General features: G+C 67.8%; 17 protein-coding genes and 2 pseudogenes. 10 read left to right on the plus strand and 9 right to left on the minus strand.

Going from position 1 to position 18,980, the window contains the following annotated elements; genetic code table 11:
* Both CDO46_RS27530 and CDO46_RS27535 read right to left on the minus strand, forming a co-directional pair.
* A pseudogene (locus CDO46_RS27530) lies at window positions 1-385 on the minus strand (hypothetical protein); the annotation flags it as partial.
* 66 nt (window positions 386-451) lie between these two features.
* Window positions 452-1,492 carry a LacI family DNA-binding transcriptional regulator gene (locus tag CDO46_RS27535; protein WP_087841771.1) on the minus strand — a complete coding sequence of 347 codons (1,041 nt, stop codon included), beginning with the start codon at window positions 1,490-1,492 and terminating at the stop codon, window positions 452-454.
* A gap of 215 nt (window positions 1,493-1,707) precedes the next feature.
* Between CDO46_RS27535 and CDO46_RS27540 the strand changes: the two genes are divergently transcribed.
* The 4 genes from CDO46_RS27540 to CDO46_RS27555 all read left to right on the plus strand — a co-directional run bounded on the left by CDO46_RS27540 (window position 1,708) and on the right by CDO46_RS27555 (window position 7,183).
* Complete coding sequence (locus tag CDO46_RS27540; RefSeq protein ID WP_087841772.1) at window positions 1,708-2,679, plus strand: tripartite tricarboxylate transporter substrate binding protein; 972 nt, start codon at window positions 1,708-1,710, stop codon at window positions 2,677-2,679.
* A gap of 22 nt (window positions 2,680-2,701) precedes the next feature.
* Window positions 2,702-4,051 (plus strand): glucarate dehydratase, encoded by a 1,350-nt coding sequence (gudD, locus tag CDO46_RS27545; RefSeq protein ID WP_087841773.1) that lies wholly within the window; start codon window positions 2,702-2,704, stop codon window positions 4,049-4,051.
* A gap of 62 nt (window positions 4,052-4,113) precedes the next feature.
* Window positions 4,114-6,456: an MBL fold metallo-hydrolase gene (locus tag CDO46_RS27550; RefSeq protein WP_087841774.1), complete on the plus strand. Its 2,343-nt coding sequence runs from the start codon at window positions 4,114-4,116 to the stop codon at window positions 6,454-6,456.
* A gap of 40 nt (window positions 6,457-6,496) precedes the next feature.
* Window positions 6,497-7,183 carry a tetratricopeptide repeat protein gene (locus CDO46_RS27555; protein WP_165963285.1) on the plus strand — a complete coding sequence of 229 codons (687 nt, stop codon included), beginning with the start codon at window positions 6,497-6,499 and terminating at the stop codon, window positions 7,181-7,183.
* A gap of 7 nt (window positions 7,184-7,190) precedes the next feature.
* Here CDO46_RS27555 and dmeF read toward each other — a convergent pair whose 3' ends face one another.
* The gene (gene dmeF, locus CDO46_RS27560) at window positions 7,191-8,168 is read right to left on the minus strand and encodes a CDF family Co(II)/Ni(II) efflux transporter DmeF (RefSeq protein ID WP_087841776.1); all 978 of its coding nucleotides are present in this window, start codon (window positions 8,166-8,168) and stop codon (window positions 7,191-7,193) included.
* Window positions 8,169-8,241: 73 nt separating this feature from the next.
* On the opposite strand from dmeF, the gene CDO46_RS27565 reads away from it, so the two are divergent.
* From CDO46_RS27565 to CDO46_RS27575, 3 genes and pseudogenes are all read left to right on the plus strand, one after another.
* A complete protein-coding gene (locus CDO46_RS27565) occupies window positions 8,242-8,517 on the plus strand; it encodes a metal/formaldehyde-sensitive transcriptional repressor (protein ID WP_087841777.1) in 276 nt (91 codons plus the stop codon).
* Between the two features lie 25 nt (window positions 8,518-8,542).
* A pseudogene (locus CDO46_RS27570) lies at window positions 8,543-8,917 on the plus strand (YkvA family protein); the annotation flags it as partial.
* A gap of 17 nt (window positions 8,918-8,934) precedes the next feature.
* Complete coding sequence (locus CDO46_RS27575; RefSeq protein ID WP_087841778.1) at window positions 8,935-9,771, plus strand: arylamine N-acetyltransferase; 837 nt, start codon at window positions 8,935-8,937, stop codon at window positions 9,769-9,771.
* Here the strand turns inward: CDO46_RS27575 and CDO46_RS27580 are convergent.
* Window positions 9,743-10,156: a type II toxin-antitoxin system VapC family toxin gene (locus CDO46_RS27580; RefSeq protein WP_087841779.1), complete on the minus strand. Its 414-nt coding sequence runs from the start codon at window positions 10,154-10,156 to the stop codon at window positions 9,743-9,745. The two genes, CDO46_RS27575 and CDO46_RS27580, sit on opposite strands and share 29 nt — an antisense overlap.
* A 9-nt stretch (window positions 10,157-10,165) precedes the next feature.
* Window positions 10,166-10,423 carry a type II toxin-antitoxin system Phd/YefM family antitoxin gene (locus CDO46_RS27585; RefSeq protein ID WP_087841819.1) on the minus strand — a complete coding sequence of 86 codons (258 nt, stop codon included), beginning with the start codon at window positions 10,421-10,423 and terminating at the stop codon, window positions 10,166-10,168.
* 250 nt (window positions 10,424-10,673) lie between these two features.
* On the opposite strand from CDO46_RS27585, the gene mutS reads away from it, so the two are divergent.
* Both mutS and CDO46_RS27595 read left to right on the plus strand, forming a co-directional pair.
* Window positions 10,674-13,265: a DNA mismatch repair protein MutS gene (mutS, locus tag CDO46_RS27590; RefSeq protein WP_087841780.1), complete on the plus strand. Its 2,592-nt coding sequence runs from the start codon at window positions 10,674-10,676 to the stop codon at window positions 13,263-13,265.
* On the plus strand, window positions 13,262-14,299 hold the full coding sequence (locus CDO46_RS27595; protein ID WP_087841781.1) for a hypothetical protein: 1,038 nt from the start codon (window positions 13,262-13,264) through the stop codon (window positions 14,297-14,299). The genes mutS and CDO46_RS27595 overlap by 4 nt, the downstream gene beginning before the upstream one ends.
* A gap of 16 nt (window positions 14,300-14,315) precedes the next feature.
* Here the strand turns inward: CDO46_RS27595 and CDO46_RS27600 are convergent, their stop codons facing one another.
* Window positions 14,316-14,918 (minus strand): peptidylprolyl isomerase, encoded by a 603-nt coding sequence (locus CDO46_RS27600; protein ID WP_243724628.1) that lies wholly within the window; start codon window positions 14,916-14,918, stop codon window positions 14,316-14,318.
* A 79-nt stretch (window positions 14,919-14,997) separates the two neighbouring features.
* On the opposite strand from CDO46_RS27600, the gene CDO46_RS27605 reads away from it, so the two are divergent.
* Window positions 14,998-16,143: a cupin domain-containing protein gene (locus CDO46_RS27605; protein WP_087841782.1), complete on the plus strand. Its 1,146-nt coding sequence runs from the start codon at window positions 14,998-15,000 to the stop codon at window positions 16,141-16,143.
* A 22-nt stretch (window positions 16,144-16,165) separates the two neighbouring features.
* Here CDO46_RS27605 and CDO46_RS27610 read toward each other — a convergent pair whose 3' ends face one another.
* The 3 genes from CDO46_RS27610 to CDO46_RS27620 form a co-directional block, all read right to left on the minus strand.
* A complete protein-coding gene (locus CDO46_RS27610) occupies window positions 16,166-16,636 on the minus strand; it encodes a heme-binding protein (protein ID WP_087841783.1) in 471 nt (156 codons plus the stop codon).
* 91 nt (window positions 16,637-16,727) lie between these two features.
* Window positions 16,728-17,345, minus strand: a complete 618-nt coding sequence (locus tag CDO46_RS27615; RefSeq protein ID WP_087841784.1) for a response regulator transcription factor — start codon at window positions 17,343-17,345, stop codon at window positions 16,728-16,730.
* The gene (locus CDO46_RS27620) at window positions 17,342-18,949 is read right to left on the minus strand and encodes a sensor histidine kinase (RefSeq protein WP_140416922.1); all 1,608 of its coding nucleotides are present in this window, start codon (window positions 18,947-18,949) and stop codon (window positions 17,342-17,344) included. Before CDO46_RS27620 ends, CDO46_RS27615 begins: the two co-directional genes overlap by 4 nt.
* Window positions 18,950-18,980 lie beyond the last annotated feature (31 nt).

The following is an 18,980-nucleotide window of genomic DNA, read 5'->3' on the forward strand; positions in this document are numbered from 1 at the left end:
CCCGCGTGGGCGGCGTCTCGGCGGCGTCCGCCGGCGCGGCGGGGGCCGGTGCGGCGGCCGCCCGCGCCTGCAGGATGTCCTTCTTGCGCAAGGCCAGCACGCCCCGCTGGTAGTCGGAAATGCTGCGCCGGCCCAGGTGGTTGTCTATCATCCAGAGCCGCACGTCATCCATCGAACGGAACGTCGTGTTCTGCACGGTCCGGAATTCGATGCCGTGCTTCCTGCATATGCCGTAGCGGTTGTGCCCATCGACCAGCACGTTGCCCCACAGCACCAGCGCATCGCGGCACCCTTCGGCCAGCAGGCTGCCCTCCAGCGCGGCGTACTCGTCTTCGCTCAGCGGATCGATGTAAGCCCGCAGTTCTTCGTTGATTTCTATGTCCATGCAAACCTTCATCGCGGATCGGCCGGAAGTTTAATCGACGCGATTCCCGGACGCGGCCGGAACCCGTCAGGCGCTTTCGCGCGCGACGATGCGGAAGCCGATCTCGACGATGGATGCCGCCGGCCGCTGTCCGCCGGCGCGGGCCGCGATCATTTCCGCGGCCTTGGCCCCGATCGCGGCCCCGTCCACGTGCACCGAGGTGATGGAAGGCGACATCGACGCGGCGATATCCATGTCGCCGAAACCGACGACGGCCAGTTGTCCGGGCACGTCCACGCCCTGCACCATGGCCTCGGTAAGGACGCCCGCCGCCATCAGGTCGGATGTGCAGAAGACGCCGTCGATGTCCTTGCCGCTGCGCCGCAGCGCGCGCAGGCCCTCGCGTCCCTGCGCATGCGTGGTCGGCGCGGGCAGATAAAGCGCGACGGGCTCGGGCAGGCCCATTGCGAGCGCCGCACGCACGTAGCTCGCGGCGCGCAGGTGCGCCCGCTCGTCATCCCCGCTCAACACCGCCAGACGGGTCTTGCCGGCCTCGAACAGATAACGGCTGACGGCCGCGCCGATCTGCTCGTGCGACACGCTCAACAGCATGTCGATGGGCGTGGCCGTGGTGTCCCAGGTCTCGACGACGGGGATGCCGGAAGCCTGGAGCAGGCGGCGCCCCTGCGGCGAATGCATGACGCCGGTCAGCACGATGCCGTCGGGGCGACGGCCGATGATGGCCCGCAGCAGCGCGTCCTCGCGCGGTACGTCGTAGCCGCTCTGCCCCACCATGAGCTGGTAGCCCCGCGCATCGAGCGACTCCGTCAGGGCCGTCAGCATGCCCGCGAACAAGGACCCCGCGACCGACGGCACCAGCACGGTCACCAGATGGCTGCGCGACAGCCGCAGCGCGCCCGCCATCAGATTCGGCACGTAGCCCAGCGCCGCGATGGCGGCATTGACCTTCTCCAGCGTGGCCGGGGAAACCTGCTGCGGCGTATTGATGGCACGCGATACGGTGATCATCGAGACGCCGGCCGCCTGGGCCACTTCGCGCACGGTCACCCGCGCCCGCTCGGCCGGCTGGTCGGAAACAGAGGCAGGCTTACGAACGGAGGCAGACATCGGCGGCGTGGCGGCGGTACGGGTAGGACATGAGACGAAAGGCTAACCCGGCGCGCCCGCCGATAGCGATCCACGGGACCTGGGTTTCCACCTATGGCGTCTCCACGGCCCGGGATCATACATTCTGCCCACGCGGATGTTAACGTTAACAAGTCATGAACAACGCTGACATCCCGGATTGGTAACGTTAACATTCACAAGAATACGGAGACGACATGAACGCCAAAGCACGCGCATGGATAATCGGGATGGCCCTGGCGGCAGCCTCCGGCGCAGCCCATGCCTGGCCCGACAAGCCGGTGACCATGGTGGTCCCCTTCCCGCCGGGCGGCGCGACGGACTCGGTGGCGCGTGCCGTCGCCAACAAGCTGCAGGAACGGCTCAAGCAATCCTTCGTGGTCGAGAACAAGGCCGGCGCCACCGGCACCATAGGGGCCGCGCAGGTCGCCCGCGCGGTGCCGGACGGCTACACGCTCATGGTCACCTCGCTCGCGCCGCTGGTCGTCGCGGAACACCTGATGAAGGACCTGCCCTATGCTCCGGCCAAGGACTTCACCTACCTTACCGTCGCCGTGCAGGCCCCCAATGTCCTGGTGGTCAGCCCTTCCCTGGCGCCCAAGGTGGGCAACGTCCAGGATGTCCTCTCGCTGCTCCGGTCCCGGCCGGGGGCGGTCAGCTTCGCCACCTCGGGGGCGGGCTCGTCGGACCACCTGACCGCGGAACTGTTCTGGCAGAAAACCGGGACGAAGGGACTGCACGTTCCGTACAAGGGCGGCGCGCCCGCCATCGCCGACCTGCTGGGCAACCAGGTCGACATGTCGTTCCAGAACGTCAACGCCGTACTGCCCCACATCAAGGCCGGCAAGCTCAAGGCCATCGCCGTCACGGGCAACACCCGCTCGCAGGTGCTGCCCGACGTGCCCACCTTCGCCGAAGCGGCGGTGCCCGGCCTGGTGGTCTATTCCTGGCAAGCCGTCGTCGCGCCCAAGGGATTGCCGGCCGACCTGCGCAACCAGATCTCGGCCGCGCTGACCGACGCCATCAAGGATCCCGCCGTCAGCAAGCCTTTCACCGACGTCGGCCTGGAAGTCGTGGCGAACTCGAGCGATGAGTTCACACGCTTCCAACGGCAGGAAAGCGCGCGCTGGAAGGAAGTGATCGAGACCGGAAACATCTCCATCCAATAACGCGACCGCCCCGGAAACGATCATGCCTTCTGCTTTCCCGCCAGCCGGACACACGCCCACCGTCACCCGCATGCGGGTGGTTCCGGTGGCCGGCCGCGACTCCATGCTGCTCAACCTCAGCGGTGCCCATGCGCCCTACTTCACCCGCAACCTGGTCATCCTGACCGACAGCGCCGGCCATACCGGCGTGGGCGAAGTACCGGGCGGCGAGAACATCCGCGCGACGCTGGAAGACGCGCGCGACTTCATCGTCGGCAGCTCCATCGGCCGCTATACCGACACGCTCAACCGGATGCGCAATACCTTCGCTGGCCGCGACGACGCGGGCCGCGGGCACCAGACGTTCGACCTGCGCGTTGCCATCCACGCCGTCACGGCTGTCGAATCGGCGCTGCTCGATCTGCTGGGCCAGCACCTGGAGGTGCCGGTGGCCGCGCTGCTGGGCGAAGGCATACAACGCACGTCGGTGCAGATGCTGGGCTACCTGTTCTACGTGGGCGACCGCGCGCAAACCCCGCTGCCCTACGCCAGCGCTCCGGAGGAAGCGGACGACTGGCTGCGCCTGCGGCACGAAAAGGCGCTGACGCCCGAGGCCATCGTCGGGCTGGCCGAAGCCGCCTATCGGCGCTATGGATTCGAGGACTTCAAGCTCAAGGGCGGAGCGCTGCGCGGCGAGGAAGAGATCGAGGCCATCCACGCCCTGCATGAACGCTTTCCCAGGGCGCGCATCACGCTCGATCCCAATGGCGGCTGGCTGCTGCGCGACGCCATCCGCCTGTGCCGCGACATGCATGGCGTGATGGCCTATGCGGAGGACCCCTGCGGCGCCGAGGGCACGTACTCCGGCCGCGAGACCATGGCCGAGTTCCGGCGGGCAACCGGACTGCCCACGGCCACCAACATGGTCGCCACCGACTGGCGTGAAATGGCACACGCCCTGTCGCTGCAATCCGTCGACATTCCCCTTGCCGATCCGCACTTCTGGACCCTGCAGGGCTCGGTGCGCGTCGCCCAGGCCTGCCAGGCGTTCGGCCTGACCTGGGGCTCGCATTCCAACAATCATTTCGACATCTCGCTGGCGATGTTCACCCACGTGGGAGCGGCCGCGCCGGGCCGGGTCACCGCGCTCGACACGCACTGGATATGGCAGGACGGCCAGAATCTGACGCGCAATCCGCTGCAGATCCGCGGCGGCCGCATCGAACTGCCCCAGGCTCCCGGGCTGGGCATCGAACTCGACATGGACGCGGTCGAGCAGGCGCACCAACTCTACAAACGGCACGGCCTGGGCGCACGCGACGATGCCATGGCCATGCAGTACCTGATACCGGGCTGGAGGTTCGACAACAAGAAACCCTGCCTGGTCCGCTGAAGAAAGCCGCCGGGGCGGCCAATCATTCCGACTTGCACAAGAACACCAAGGAGACAAGCAAGATGAGCACTGCATCGCGACAGGCAGGAAAACTGCTGCCGGCGTTCATCGCCGCGGCCCTTCTGGCTGGCTGTGGCGGGGGCGACGACGGAAGCGCAGGTCCCGTGCCCCCGGGTCCGCCGGGAGCGACGGTTTCGTTCCGAACGGCCGGCCTGGTCCAAGGCCTTCCCCATCTGGAAACCGATTCCGGCGGCAGGCAGACCGTACACGTCACCATCCTGACGCAGACGGGCCTGAAGACGCTGTCCACCGCCCCCAGCACGCCGGAACGTGCGGCGGCGATCAAGGACGGGCTCGTGCCGGGCAATCTCGTGGACTGGCTCGCATCCCCGGCCGGTACCGTCATCGTGCCCGAGGACGGTTCGCCTGCCTTCAACGTGATCCTGTCCAAGGGCTCGTCGTCGGCTGCCCAGTTCAACCTGCAGAAGTACGGCGCGGCGGTCACCCGCAACGACGGCGCCCCGGGGCCCATGGTGGCCGCCGGATGGGTCTACGGCAAGACCGGGTCGACCATCACGGTCGGCGACGGCACGACAGTCACCGCGGACCAGGCGGGCCGGGCGTATGCCAAGCCGATCAAGCGCTACGAGGAAACCTACACCGTCGCTTCCGATGCAAGGGTCTTCAACGTCAACACCGAGGACTACGCCAAAAGCGAGACGTCCACGTTCGGCGCCATCCCCGTCACCGCCGACTACCACTATGGCACCACCTCGCGCCAGGCCGCATATCTGCTGTTCGACGACAACTACTTGAACGCGGATCGCGCCAAGGTCGTGGCGATCTGGTACTTCACCCCGCCCTCCAAATCCGATGGCAAACCCACCTGGGACGTTCCCACGCAAAGCCCCATGCTGGGGGACAAGGGCATCGATCCGGTTTCAGGCCTGCCCTACGTGGCCATCAACGCGACCTCGGTATCCTCCGCGCCCTACAGCCGCAGCACCGAGCCGTTCGAGATGGTGAAGAACACCATGTACTACGTCGGCGACAACGAAGTGGCCTCGTACGTGCTGAAGGCCGACATGGGGACCGCGGACACCTCCGACGACAAGGTCATCAAGATCGACGCGGGCTGGCCCAACAGCGGCTACCAATACTGGAAGAACATGGAGCTGGTGGGGATAGACCCCCGGTCGGTCACCGACCTGTGGCTCACGCATGGCCACGCCGACCACTACGGCACGGCCGTCGAGCAGCTCAAGATGATGGACAACGCCGGCAAGACCATGGACGTCTGGGCGTCGAAAGAGGACGTGGCGGGCGTCAAGAGCGACCTGCAAGGCAACGCGTGGGACATCCCCGGCGCCCTGCCCGAATCGGAAACCGCCCTGCGTGCCCGCACCAACAAGTTCTACGACTACGACCGGTGGTACGACTTCGGCAACGTGAGGATCATGGTGATCTGGTCGCCCGGCCACACGCCGGGGTCCACCAACATGCTCTTTCGCGTGAAGAATCCGGCAGACGGCAAGTTCTACACCTTCGGCTATCACGGCGGGTATGGCTTCAACGGCCTGAACTCCCCGACTGCCGCCAACGGTTGGCGCCGCCTGTCCTTCCAGCACGGCTTCAGCTACCTGCAGAGCACCGTCGAAGTGGATTTCGTGGCGCCGCAGCATACCAATCAGTATCCCATCGTCGAGGTCTACCAGGCGCTCAAGGCCTACAACCGGGATCCGGCCAACGCCGGAAAGCAACTCACGATGATGGAGGCGATGACCTCCAGGGTCTACGATGCGCCGGTCCTGGGCGGCGGCAAGATCACGAGCGAATTCGCCAACCAATTGGAGAAACGTCGCTCGGTGGCCTCGTACCGGGCCAGCGATGAAGCCAACCGCTCGTACAAGAGCATAGAGACCTCGGGCCCCTTCAAGCCTGGCCGGGAAGCGGGCCTGGCCAACGTCCGGGCGACACTGCTTGACGAAGGGAAAATCATCCAGGGCTTCGTCGGCGCCCAGAACAAGAACCCGTCGATCCCGCTGCTGGCCAATGGCATCGTGATCCCGACGGACAGCTACGTGAACGACCCTGGCGGCTTCTACGTCCAGGTTGCAGTCGACGTGCAGGACAGCACATACAAGGGCTACATCCCCCCAGGATACAAGCAGGCAAGTCCGGGTATGGGCACCGAGATCACCTATGACGGCGGTCCGGTCGAATCGGTGCATGCGGCCACGGGCACCTTCCACCCGCCCGAGTACCTGCGGACCCAGCGCCTGAACAGCCTGGCCGAGGCACAAGCCGTCCTGGCCAGGGTCGCCAAGGGCCGGACAGTCACGCTGTCGCTTACGCCGGCGAGCGAGATCGTCGTGCCGGCCAACGTCGCCGATGCCTTCCGCTAAGGCCGTCGACGGGACAGGGCCACGGCCGCGAGAAACGGCCGTGCCCGCGCGCATGGCCGCGTGGCTGGTCCTGGGCGGATGGCTTGCCGTAGCGGCCGGGGGAGACATTTCCGGCGCGCGGACCGGCGACGATGCCGCGGCGGCATACGAAATGGCACGCCATTACGGTGGCCTGACCGGCGCGGCGCTTGATCGCCAGAAGTCTTTCGACTACATGAGCAAGGCTGCCGAGCTTGGGCACGGCCCTGCGCAGGTCGATCTTGCCTTCATGTACTACAACGGCAACGACCGCGTACCCAAGGATCTTTCCCAGGCGTTCCGCCAGTTCCGCAAGGCGGCGGCGGGCGGATCGGTGATCGCGCAATGCATGCTGGGCGATTTCTATGGGCAGGGACTGGGAGGCGCTCCGCGGGACGACAAGGAAGCATTCAAGTGGCATCGGTTGGCCGCCTCCGGGAATGACCGCTGCTCCCCCAAGTCCCAGTACGCCCTGTACCAGGCCTATGCGGCGGGCCGGGGAGTCGCCAGGGATACGCGTACAGCGGTCGCCTGGCTGGAACGCGCGGCCCAGGCGGGCAACCCGGTGGCCCAGGCCAGGCTGGGACGGGCCTACCTCGAAGGTGACCTCGTTCCCATCGACCTTGAACAGGGCAAGGCATGGCTGAAGAAATCACGCGAAGGCGTCGCCCCTCACGATGATGAAGAGGAAGGCGCTCACGACCATTAGGGCCTGTTCACGCCAGATTGGCGCCCGCCGGAACGGTCGGCATGCGATTGACCTCCACGGTGACGTGGACCAGTTCCTCGTGGATGGCCAAGGCTTCCCGGAAATAGGAAGGCGTGGCCGGCGTATCGGTCACGATACCCAGGATGCAGGCATACTTGCCCTTGCCGACCCGCCAGACGTGGAGATCCGTGATCGTCGCCTTGAACGGGCAGGCCGCGACCACCTCGCGGATCTCGGCCACGACGGGCGCATCCATTTCCGCATCGAGCAGGACTTTTCCCGAGGCCCGCAGCAGGCCGTACGCCCAGACGGCGACCAGGCCGGCGCCGACGATGCCCATGACCGGATCCAGCCAGGCCGCCCCCCATAGCTTGCCGCCGAACAGCGCGATGATGGCCAGCACCGACGTGGCGGCATCGGCCACGACGTGCAGGTAGGCCGAACGCAGGTTCAGGTCGCTGCCGTGCTCGTGGTCGTGGTCATGCCCATGATGATGGTCATGTCCGTGGCCGTGATCGTGTCCGTGATGCCCGTCCTTCAACAGCCACGCGCAGGCGAGATTGACGAGCAGGCCGACGGCCGCGATGGCGATGGCTTGATCGTAGTGGATCGTCGCGGGGGACATCAGCCGCTGGACGGATTCGTAGAGCATCAGCGCGGCCACGCCGGCCAGGAACAGCGCGCTCGTATAACCGCCCAGCACTTCGATCTTCCAGGTCCCGAACGCAAAGCGTCCGTCGTTCGCGTAGCGCCGTGCCGCGCCGTAGGCCAGCACCGCCAGGCCCAGCGCCAGGGCGTGGGAACTCATGTGCCACCCGTCGGCCAGCAACGCCATCGAATTGAACATGTAGCCGCCCACGATCTCGGCGACCATCATCGCCGCCGTGAGCAGCACCGCCCGGCGGGTGTTGCGTTCGGCCAGGGGATTGCCTTCGTCGAAGACGTGACTGTGGGTCCAATCCTGGGAAATGAGGGATGTCGACATGATGCGGCCCGTTCCGGTGTATCGTGTATATACTATACCCCAGTATAGTTCCAATGAAAGGCGACGGCCATCCATGGCACACACCCTCCACAACCAGAAGCAGCTCCTGACGCGCGTGCGCCGGATCAAGGGACAGGCCGCGGCCCTGGAGACCGCCCTCACCCAGGAAGCCGGCTGCGTGGCGATCCTGCAGCAGATCGCCGCGATACGTGGCGCGGTGAACGGGCTGATGGCCGAGGTGCTGGAAGGGCACATCCGCGAACACCTGGGCCGTGCCGACGTACCCGCCGACGTCCGCGCGGCCGACCTGGAAGAAGTCGTGGCCGCCGTGCGGTCCTACATGAAGTGACGCCTGGACACGCGCCATGATCAAGCGGATGAAGCAGTGGGCCCGGCGCATCAAGCAGGACGTCGTCGCGGTCTGGCTGGCGGCCCGGGATCCTCGCACCCCCTGAATGGCCAAGGTGCTCGCCCTGCTGGTGGCCGCCTATGCGGTCTCCCCCATCGACCTCATTCCCGACTTCATCCCCGTGCTGGGATACCTGGACGACCTCATCATCGTTCCGCTCGGCATCCTGCTGGTGGTGCGCCTCATCCCCGCCGGCCTGATGGCCGAATTCAGGCGGTCGGCCGCGGACATGTCGAGCCGGCCGGTCAGCCGGGTGGCCGCGGCCGTGTTCATCGCGGTTTGGATACTCGCCGCGGCGCTACTCCTGTTAGTCTTCTTCCAGAAGGCGGCATCCGCCTGACTCGACAAGGAGACCCGGTGGGCAATACGTTCGACATCGACGCGTACCTGGCACGGCTCGGATACCAGGGCTCCACGGCCCCTTCCCTCGCGACGCTGGACGCGCTGACCAGCGCCCACTCGCAATCCATTCCGTTCGAGAACCTGGACGTGCTGCTGCGCCGGCCCATCCACCTCGAACCCCAGCGCCTGTACGACAAGCTCGTCACCGCGCGCCGCGGCGGCTATTGCTTCGAGCTGAACGGCCTGTTCCTGGAACTGCTCGCGCAGTTGGGCTTTGCCGCGCGCCCCCTGGCGGCGCGAGTGCGCCTGGGCACGACCGATCGCAGCATCATGGTTCAACGCACGCACCTGACGCTGGCGGTGACCCTGGACGGGCAGGACTGGATCACCGATGTCGGCGTCGGCGCGACCTCGCTCACGCGCGCCCTGCGCCTGGAGGATGGCCTGATCCAGGCCACGTCCCACGACGAGCGGCGCCTGGTGCGCGAGGACGGCAGGTGGTACCACCAGGTGCAGCATGCCGGCCAGTGGGTCGACGTCTACGAGTTCACCGGCGAGGACATGCCCATGGTCGACCGCGAGGTGGCGAACTGGTACACCAGCACGCATCCCGCTTCGCACTTCCTGCAAGGACTCACAGCGGCGCGTGTACTGCCCAAGGGTCGCCGGGTGACCTTGTCCGGCAAGGTCCTGAAATTCCGCGCGGCCGACGGCCATGCCCGGGAACAGGAACTGGACGGCCCGCAGGCGCTCCAGGCGGCGCTGCGTGAACATTTCGGGATCGATCTGCCCATCGACGCGCTGCGGACGATCCCGCTGGAAGTCACCCCGCCTTCGCCTCGAACGGATTGAAAACCTCCACCCCAAAGGGAGCGAAATCGCCGGCGTTGCGTGTCACCACTACCAGTTGGTGCTGCTGCGCGGTGGCAGCAATCATCGCATCCTCATACAGCGTGTCGGAGCGCCGGTGCATCAGTCGCGCCCAGCGCCTGAAGGTTTCCGCATCCATGGGCAGGACGTTGTACGAGGCAGCCACCAGATCGGCCCAGCGAGCGATTTCGTCGGCCTTGTCCGGATCCTGGTCGCGCGTCAGTTCGATGCCGGCCTCAATCTCTCCCAACGTGACCGCAGACAGATAAAGGTCGCCATCGGCAATGGACCGGAGCCAGGCGACGACGGCGCCATGCGGGCGCGGCCGTCGCAATTCGGAAATGACGTTAGTGTCCAGCAGATACATGCGGCGCGCTCAGCGAATAGGCGCAATGCGTCGGCGCCGTGCCGCCCCACGTGGCGGCACGAGGCACTCCGTACGTGCGGTATCCGAAAGCAGCAGTTCCTTCAACGACGGCTTGGCCGCTGCACGCAGGCGTTTCCATTCGGCGGCGGGGACGAGCACCGCGGCTTCGGCTCCACGCTTGGTCACCATCTGCGGTCCCTCCGAGAGACACGCCTCAAGAAACTCGCTGAAGCGCGCCTTTGCGTCCTGTATGGCCCAGCTTTTCATGATGCAGCACCCCATAAAAGACTAGTCATCTGACTAGTTTACAACTTGACTCCATCTCCTACAATCGATCCGTGGCAATCTGTCTCATACTCGCTGGTAGTCGACAGCCCTCACTACAATGCCATATTTGACAGGGACAGCACTCCGCTTTCCAGTAGAACCTGGTCAAAGTTGTCCATTGCTCTCATCCAGCGCCTCACGAACTTATTGATTTTTAATGAAAGAATCGGATACCAGCGCACACACCCCCATGATGCAGCAGTATCTCCGCCTGAAGGCCGAAGCCGGCCCTCTGCTGCTGTTCTACCGCATGGGCGATTTCTACGAGCTGTTCTACGACGACGCGGAAAAGGCCTCGCGTCTGTTGAACCTGACGCTCACCACCCGCGGCGCCTCCAATGGCGTGCCCATACGGATGGCGGGCGTGCCATTCCATGCCGTCGAACAATACCTGGGCAGGCTGGTCAAGCTGGGCGAATCGGTCGCGATCTGCGAGCAGATCGGCGATCCCGCCACGTCCAAGGGACCGGTGGAACGCCGGATCGTCCGCATCGTGACGCCCGGCACGCTGACCGACGAGGCCCTGCTTCCGGCCAAGGCCGACCGCGCCGTCGCCGCGGTCCAGCCGGGCAACGGCAAGACCGGCCGCGTGGGCATCGCCTGGCTGAACCTGGCCAGCGGTGAATTCCGATTGACCGAATGCGCGCCCACCCTGCTGGCGAGCGAGCTGCACCGCATCGCGCCGGCGGAAGTGATCCTGGCAGAAGGCCAGCCGCTGCCGGTCGATTTCAGCGCCCCCATCAGCCCGGTTCCGGTCTGGCACTTCGAAACCAGCGGTGCCCGCCAGCAATTGCTGAACCACTTCGGCACGGACTCGCTGGCCGGATTCGACGTCGAGGACATGCCCGAGGCGATCTGCGCGGCCGGCGCGCTGTTGCGCTATGTCTCGAACACGCAGTCCCAGGCGCTGGCGCACGTGCAGCAGCTGACCGCCGATCGCGCCAGCCAGTACGTGCTGCTCGATCCCGTCACCCGCCGCAACCTGGAGTTGACCGAAACCCTGCGCGGCGAAGAGTCCCCCACGCTGTTCTCGGTGCTGGACCACTGCCAGACGCCCATGGGCAGCCGGCTGCTGCGCCGCTGGCTGCACCACCCGCTGCGCGACAACGCCCCTGCGGCGGCCCGCCTGCGCGCCATCGAGACCTTGCTCGATGGCGGCGATCCGCGCCTGCTGCAGGACGCGCTGGCGCCGCTTCCCGATGTGGAGCGCATCTCCGCGCGGGTGGCCCTGCGCTCGGTGCGGCCGCGGGAGCTGGCCAGCCTGCGCGATGCGCTGGCGCTGCTGCCTGGGCTGCACGCCATGGTACTGCGCCTGGCCGGCGAAGGCTCGATGCTGTCGGCCGATCCCCAGGCGCGGCTGCCCGAACTGGCAGCCCAGCTCGCGCCCGATCCCGCCATCGGCGAGCTGCTGGCGCGCGCCATCGCCGCCGAACCGGGCGTCAATGTGCGCGACGGCGGCGTGCTCGCCGCAGGCTTCGATGCCGAGCTCGACGAACTGCGCGCGCTGGAATCGCACAGCGGCGACTTCCTGGTGCAATTGGAGAAACGCGAGCGGGAACGCACGGGCATCGCCAACCTGCGCGTGGAGTTCAACCGGGTGCACGGTTTTTTCATCGAGGTCACGCGCGGCCAGACCGACAAGGTCCCCGACGACTACCGCCGCCGCCAGACGCTCAAGAACGCCGAACGCTACATCACTCCCGAACTCAAGACCTGGGAAGACAAGATCCTGTCCGCCCAGGACCGCGCGCTGGCGCGCGAGAAATGGCTGTACGAGCAATTGCTGGACACGCTGGCGCCGCACGTGCGCGCGCTGACGCGAACGGCCGCGGCGCTGGCCGAGATCGACGTGCTGGCCGCCCTCGCCTTCCATGCCCGCAACAACGACTGGGTCGCGCCCGAGCTGCTGGATACGGCCGAGATCCATATCGAACAGGGCCGCCATCCGGTCGTGGAACGGGTCATCGAGCGCTTCACGCCCAACGATTGCCGGCTGGCGCAGACCCGGCGCATGCTGCTGATCACCGGTCCCAACATGGGCGGTAAATCGACCTACATGCGGCAGACCGCGCTAATCGTGCTGCTGGCGCGCATCGGCAGCTTCGTGCCGGCGCGGGCTGCGCGCATCGGCCGCATCGATCGCATCTTCACCCGCATCGGCGCCGCCGACGACCTGGCGGGCGGACGCTCCACCTTCATGATGGAGATGATCGAGGCCGCCGCCATCCTGGCATCCAGCACGTCCGACAGCCTGGTGCTGATGGACGAGATCGGCCGCGGCACCTCGACCTACGACGGCCTTGCGCTGGCCTGGGCGATCGCCTTCCAGCTCGTATCGCAGAATCGCGCGCTGACCCTGTTCGCCACGCACTATTTCGAACTGACGCGCCTGCCCTCGGTACGCCCCGAGGTCGCCAACGTCCACCTGGCCGCGGCGGAGTCGCACAAGGGAATCGTGTTCCTGCACGAGGTGCGCGAAGGCCCCGCCAGCCGCAGCTACGGTATCCAGGTCGCGCAGCGCGCGGGCATTCCCGCCGCGGTCGTGCGCATGGCGCGGCGCGAGCTGGAGAAGCTGGAGACGCAGGGAGCCCAGGTCCCGCAGATGGCGCTGTTCGCGCCGCCGCAAGACGAGGCGGCCCAGGCGCAGGAAATGGAGCAGGCACGGGATCACGCCATGGAGGCCGTGCGGGACGCACTCGATGGCATCGACCCGGACCGCCTCAGCCCGCGCGAGGCGCTGGATGAACTCTACCGGCTCAAGAGCCTGGCCCAGCCGCAATGACCGCCACGCCGCCACGCCCGCTTTCCTGGCCCCGCCTTCTGCTGGCGGCGGCACTGGCGTGCGCGTCCATGGCGCCGGCGGCGGCCGCCACCAACGCCGAATCGGGCTATGCGGCCCGCCATGGTTTTGCCTTCGCCCTGCTGGGCGGGGTGCCCGCGCATGACGGCGAGGAAGCGGCCGTTGCCCAGACGCTGGCGCAGTTCGGCACCGAGACCGACCTGGCCATCCATACCGGCAACATCAAGGGCCGCGACGAGCGCTGCGACGACAAGACCTATGCCCGCCGGCACGCGCTGCTGGACGGCAGTCCCGTCCCGCTGGTGCTGGTTCCGGGCGAAAACGACTGGGCCGAGTGCGACCGCCCCGCCGCCGGGCAGTTCGGGCCCGTCGAACGCCTGAACCGGCTGCGCGAGCTGTTCTTCGATCCGGACGATTCGCTGGGCATGCTCAAGCTGGACCTGCAGCGCCAGAGCGAGACCGCCCGCTTCCGCGGCTATCCCGAGAACGCGCGCTGGGAATACGGAGACGTACTGTTCGTCACGCTGAACATCCCGGGCAACCAGAACAATTACCGCACGGGAGCCGGGCGCAACGGCGAATACGAGGAAAGGATCCAGGCCGATGCCTCGTGGCTGCGGCAGGCCTTCGCCGCCGCCACGCGGCTCAAGGCGCGCGGCCTGGTCCTGGCCTTTTCCGCCGACCCGCATTTCGAGGGCCGGCACACCGTGGCCGGCGGCGTGGATCCCTACGCCACGCTCAAGACCGACCTGGCCCGGCTGGCCTCCAAATATGCCGGCCAGGTCCTGGTCGTGCACGGCGGCGGCACGTCGCCCGACCGGCATCGGCCCGGCCATGCCCTGGCGGATCACCCGGTCAAGTTCAACGGCAAGACCCTGCAGAACGTCGCGCGCGTCGCGATGCCGGCCGCCCCCGGGCCCGCTCATTGGCTCAAGGTGAGCGTGGAGCCGGGCAACCGGGATGTCTTCCGGATAGAAAACGCCAACACGGTGCTGCGCCCCCCGCAGCCCCGCTAACGCCGGACGCGGCGGCTCAATGCAGGGTGCCGGGATTGCGGCGGGCCTCGATCAGCGCGTCCAGGACATCGTCGCTCTCGTCCTCGCTGTCGGCGTACCCTTGCTCGATCTCCTCCTGGTCGGCCGGGCGGACCTCCAGCAGCTTGATCCGTACGCGCAGCGCCATGCCCGCGTAGGGATGGTTGGCGTCGAGCACCACCTTGTCGTCGGTCAGGTCCGTGACGGAGAAGATCAGCGCGTTCTCGTCGCCCTCGCCGTCGTCGGGCTCGACCTCGGTTTCCTCGTCGTCCCCGGTATCGCCAGGCACGCCTTCGAACTGCATGCCCACCTCGATCGGCTCCGGAAAGCGCGAACGCGGTTCGACCCGCAGCAGTTCCGGGTCGTAGTCGCCGAACGCGTCGCTCGGCTCGAGGTGGAAAGTCTGCTCGAAACCGGCGGTCTTGCCCTCCAGGCCGTCGTCCAGGCGGGGCAGCAGGCTGTCGAGCCCGCGATAGAGGAAGCTCACGGGGCCACCGCTGTCATCGAGCGCTTCCCCGTCCGTGCTCATGATCCAGAACTCGACCGTGACGACGGTATTCTCGCCGACGGCCAGGGACGGATCGCTGTTGGAAGCGGTCATAATCTTGGTTTCCCGTATACGTTGGATGGCCTTTCATTCTACAGGCTGGCCCCGCCCCTCCCGGACGCAAAGCATTCCCATGACACCCGACCTTCCCACCCGCCTCCTGGGCGGCCTCTCGCCATCCCGGTTCATGCAGCGCCACTGGCAGCGCAAGCCGCTGTTGATACGCGGCGCCTTCGAGAATTTCCGGCCGCCGCTCTCCATCGCCCAGGTCAAGCGGCTGGCCCGCCGCGACGACGTCGAATCCCGGCTGGTGTGGCGCGAGCAAGGCGCGTGGCAGATGGAGCACGGCCCGTTCGGGCGGCTGCCCTCCGCGCGCGAACCGGAATGGACGCTGCTGGTCCAGGGCGTGAACCTGCACGACGACGCGGCGGCCAACCTGATGGCGCAGTTCCGCTTCATTCCCGATGCGCGGCTGGACGACGTGATGATCAGCGTCGCCACCGACCGCGGCGGCGTCGGTCCGCACTTCGACAGCTACGACGTGTTCCTGCTGCAGGCCAGCGGACGCCGGCGCTGGCGCATCGGCCGCCAGCGCGACCTGGAGCTGGATCCGGACGCGCCGCTCAAGGTGCTGCGCCGTTTCGAGCCCACCGAGGAGTTCGTGCTGGAAGCGGGCGACATGCTGTACCTGCCGCCCGCCTACGCCCACGACGGCATCGCCGAAGGCGACGACTGCATGACGATTTCCATCGGTTTCCGCTCGCCGTCGCTGGCCGAACTGGCGCGCGGCATGCTGGAGTTCGCGTCCGAATCTCTGACCGAGCGCCTGCCGTCGGCGCTGCGGGGTCACTACAAGGACGCCGGCCAGCCCGCGGCAAGGCAGCCCGCGGCCCTGCCCGAGGCCATGGTCGAGGCCGCGCTGGCCGCCGTATCGGCGGTGAAGTTCGACGCCGCGCTGGCCGCACGCTACCTGGGCCGCTGGTTGACCGAGCCCAAGCCGGAGGTCGTGTTCGATGCTCCCGACCCCGCGACGCTGCCCGACCTGGAAGCGGACTGGCCGTCATCGGGCGAGCTGGTGCTGGATCGCCGCACGCTGATGATCCACCGGGGACGGATGCTGTTCATCAACGGCGAAAAGGCCGAGGTCGATGCGACCCCGGCCCTTCGTGGACTGGCGGACCTGCGCCGCCTGGCGTGCGTCTCGGCGAAGCCGGACGACGGCGAACGCGCGGCCCTGCAGGAGTGGCTGGAAGCGGGTTGGCTTCGCTACGACTCCTGAAGCCAGGGCCCGCCAATCTTGCCTACTTGCGCGCGGCCAGCGCGACGTTGATGCATTCCTCGTCCAGGTTGCCGCCCGGCGCGCCGCCGACGCCGATCGCGCCGATGGTGTCGTTGCCGACCTTGATGGGCACGCCGCCCGCCAGGATCAGGAAGTCGTTGATCGCCACCAGTTGGCGCGCGCCGGGGTTGTTCTCGATGGCATTGGCCAGCGCCGAGGTGGGAGCGCGCATCGTCAGCGAGGTATAGGCCTTGCGGCGCGAGGCATCGGCGGTGTGCGGGCCGGACAGGTCGGACCGCAGCATGGCCAGCACGTTGCCGCCGCGATCGACCACGGTGGCGGCGACCTGGTAGTTCTTGGCCGCGCAGGCTTGCACGGCGGCCTGGGCCAGCTCGGTGGCCTGGGACAGCGTCAGCGACGCGGGCGTTTGCGCGTAGGCGCTGGAACCGGCGCAGGCCGCCAGGACGAACAGGGTCTTGAGCAGACGGGACATCGTTTTTTCCTCCTGTGGAATCGACACCCGCAGTGTGCCGGCGCGCAGGCCGGCCGCCCATCGTGCCCGCTACGCACCGGCATCCGTAGCCCTACGGATGCCCTCCCGGTCCCGGCTCCTGGCTGGCCTGCGCCAGGCGGGCGAACTCGACCACCGACGTACTGCCTATCTTCTCGGAGATATGGGCGCGATGGGTCTCCACCGTGCGCGGAGACAGCTCCAGCGCCGCGGCGATCTCCTTGGTGGCATAGCCCTGCGCCACCAGCGCCAGGACCTGGCGCTCGCGCTCGGTCAGGCGCGCGAGCAAGGCGCGCTGCTCGTCCTGCTCGCGATAGCGGGCCAGCGCGGCAAAGGCGGCGTTGATCGCCTCCATCAGCACGTGCTCGTCCACCGGCTTGCTCAGGAAATCCTCCGCCCCCGCCTTGAAGGCTCGCCGGCATGCCTGCATGTCGCCATGGCCGGTCAGCAGGACGATGGGCCAGCCGCAACCCGACTCCTGGAGCTTCTGCTGCAGTTGCAGGCCCGTGATGGCCGGCATGCGCAAGTCCAGCACGATGCAGCCCGGCTCCAGCTCCGGCTGGCGGGACAAGAAATCCAGCGGATGGGCGAAGGTCTCCACGCGCAGGCCATACGTGGACAGCAACAGCGCCACCGCGTCGCGCACGGCGCGGTCGTCGTCGACCAGATAGACGGGGGGTTGGGAGGTCACGCCGTGGGCTCCTGTGGGGTTCGCCGGTCCCTGGCCAGCGGCAGCAGCACGGTGAACCGGGCACCGCCCTGGGGCCGGTTGGCCGCCGAGATGCTGCCGTCGAAATGGTGGACGATGCTCTCGCAAATGGCCAGGCCCAGCCCCATGCCGTCCGCCTTGTCGGAACGGAAGGGCTCGAAGACGTGCGGCAGCATGTCCGGCGCCACGCCCGGGCCGTCGTCGCTGACCACGATGCGGGCCATGCCCTCGCTCTCGTCGAGGCTCAGCACGATGCGCCGCCTTTCCAGCGGAACCACGGCCAGCGCATCGGCGGCGTTGCGGATCAGGTTGTACATGACCTGCCCCGCCTGCACCCGGTCCACCCACGCGACGGGCGCCGGCTGGGTCGCCTGCGTTTCAAGCCGCACGCCGCGGGCCGACAGGTCCGCTCCCATCAGCGCCACCATGTCGGCCGCCACCTCGCCCAGGTCGCAAGCCTGCGCCGCCGGCGGGTGGGCGCCGACGTAAGCGCGCATGCGGGCCAGGATGTCCGCGGCCCGGCGGGCCTGCTGCACGTTGGCTTCCAGCACGCGGCGCATGGCGTCCGGCTCCGTACCGGGCAGGCCGGCAAGGCGCAGCGCGGCCTGGCTCTGGCTGAGCAGCGCGGTCAGCGGCTGGTTCAGCTCGTGCGCGATTCCCGAGGCCATTTCTCCCATCGCATTGACCCTCGCCGCGTGCGCCAGGGTGGCTTCCTGCTTGCTCAGCCGACCGGCCTGGCGGGCCCGCTCGGCATCGCCCCGTGCCTGCACGGCACGGAGCCGCTGCACGGCCAGCAAGGCCGCCAGCGCCAGCAGCGCCAGGGACACCAGGACCAACAGGGCCAGCGGCCGGCCCAGTGCCAGGTCGCCCCACCCCGGATGGCGGGACAGCCGCAGCATGATGGGCTGGCCGGCGTTTTCCAGCATGCGTACCGCCGCCATGGCGGGCGGATGCAGCCCCTTCCGTGGCGGGGCCGCGCCATGGTCGATCCCGGCCGCCGCCCCGTCCAGGCGCAGGGCCAGCCGCGTCCCCATGGGCAATTCATCGGCCGCGACCAGCTCGGCCAGGTCTACGGTCAGCACCAGCGCCAGTTGACCCGCCGCGGGGGGCAATCGCTTGACCAGCAGATAGCGGGGCTGGCCCGGCTCCGGCACCGTGCTGACCGGCCGCCCCGGCTGGGCCGCGGCGATCACCGCGCCCAGGCGTTGCGGCTCCAGGGGCGGGAGGCCCGACCGGCGGCTGGACACCAGCGTGCGCCAGCCAGCCTGGGACGACGGTTGTTCCCAACCGATCAGGTCCACTCCTTCGATGCGTGGATAGAAAGCGCGGATGGCGCCCGCCACCTGCCTGATCTCCTCGAGCAGGATACGGTCCGATCGCTGCGCCAGCGCCGCCATGCTGGTCAGGTGGGCGTCGTGCTGCGCGATACGCTGCGACACGAGCCCGGCCACGGCGTCGGCCGCGCCGTCCAGGTCCGCGCGCAACCGGTCCAGCGCCTGGCGATACAGCACGACGGCTCCGGCCAGCACCAGCACCAGCCAGGCCCCCGCCAGGACCACGGCCATCGCGGATTGACGTTTCATCATGGGTGCAGATAGTACTTGCAGGCGCCCCGCC

Origin of the sequence: Pigmentiphaga sp. NML030171, from assembly GCF_002188635.1 — a bacterium.
GTDB classification, from domain to species: Bacteria; Pseudomonadota; Gammaproteobacteria; order Burkholderiales; family Burkholderiaceae_B; genus Pigmentiphaga; species Pigmentiphaga daeguensis.

Coding starts and splice junctions, on each gene's coding strand:
- dmeF (WP_087841776.1), bottom strand. CDS start 8,168: ATGTCGACATCCCTCATTTCCCAGGATTGGACCCACAGTCACGTCTTC.
- CDO46_RS27610 (WP_087841783.1), bottom strand. CDS start 16,636: ATGTCCCGTCTGCTCAAGACCCTGTTCGTCCTGGCGGCCTGCGCCGGT.
- CDO46_RS27585 (WP_087841819.1), bottom strand. CDS start 10,423: ATGAAAAGCTGGGCCATACAGGACGCAAAGGCGCGCTTCAGCGAGTTT.
- CDO46_RS27565 (WP_087841777.1), top strand. CDS start 8,242: ATGGCACACACCCTCCACAACCAGAAGCAGCTCCTGACGCGCGTGCGC.
- CDO46_RS27595 (WP_087841781.1), top strand. CDS start 13,262: ATGACCGCCACGCCGCCACGCCCGCTTTCCTGGCCCCGCCTTCTGCTG.
- CDO46_RS27605 (WP_087841782.1), top strand. CDS start 14,998: ATGACACCCGACCTTCCCACCCGCCTCCTGGGCGGCCTCTCGCCATCC.
- CDO46_RS27600 (WP_243724628.1), bottom strand. CDS start 14,918: ATGACCGCTTCCAACAGCGATCCGTCCCTGGCCGTCGGCGAGAATACC.
- CDO46_RS27580 (WP_087841779.1), bottom strand. CDS start 10,156: ATGTATCTGCTGGACACTAACGTCATTTCCGAATTGCGACGGCCGCGC.
- mutS (WP_087841780.1), top strand. CDS start 10,674: ATGATGCAGCAGTATCTCCGCCTGAAGGCCGAAGCCGGCCCTCTGCTG.
- gudD (WP_087841773.1), top strand. CDS start 2,702: ATGCCTTCTGCTTTCCCGCCAGCCGGACACACGCCCACCGTCACCCGC.
- CDO46_RS27535 (WP_087841771.1), bottom strand. CDS start 1,492: ATGTCTGCCTCCGTTCGTAAGCCTGCCTCTGTTTCCGACCAGCCGGCC.
- CDO46_RS27550 (WP_087841774.1), top strand. CDS start 4,114: ATGAGCACTGCATCGCGACAGGCAGGAAAACTGCTGCCGGCGTTCATC.
- CDO46_RS27620 (WP_140416922.1), bottom strand. CDS start 18,949: ATGATGAAACGTCAATCCGCGATGGCCGTGGTCCTGGCGGGGGCCTGG.
- CDO46_RS27540 (WP_087841772.1), top strand. CDS start 1,708: ATGAACGCCAAAGCACGCGCATGGATAATCGGGATGGCCCTGGCGGCA.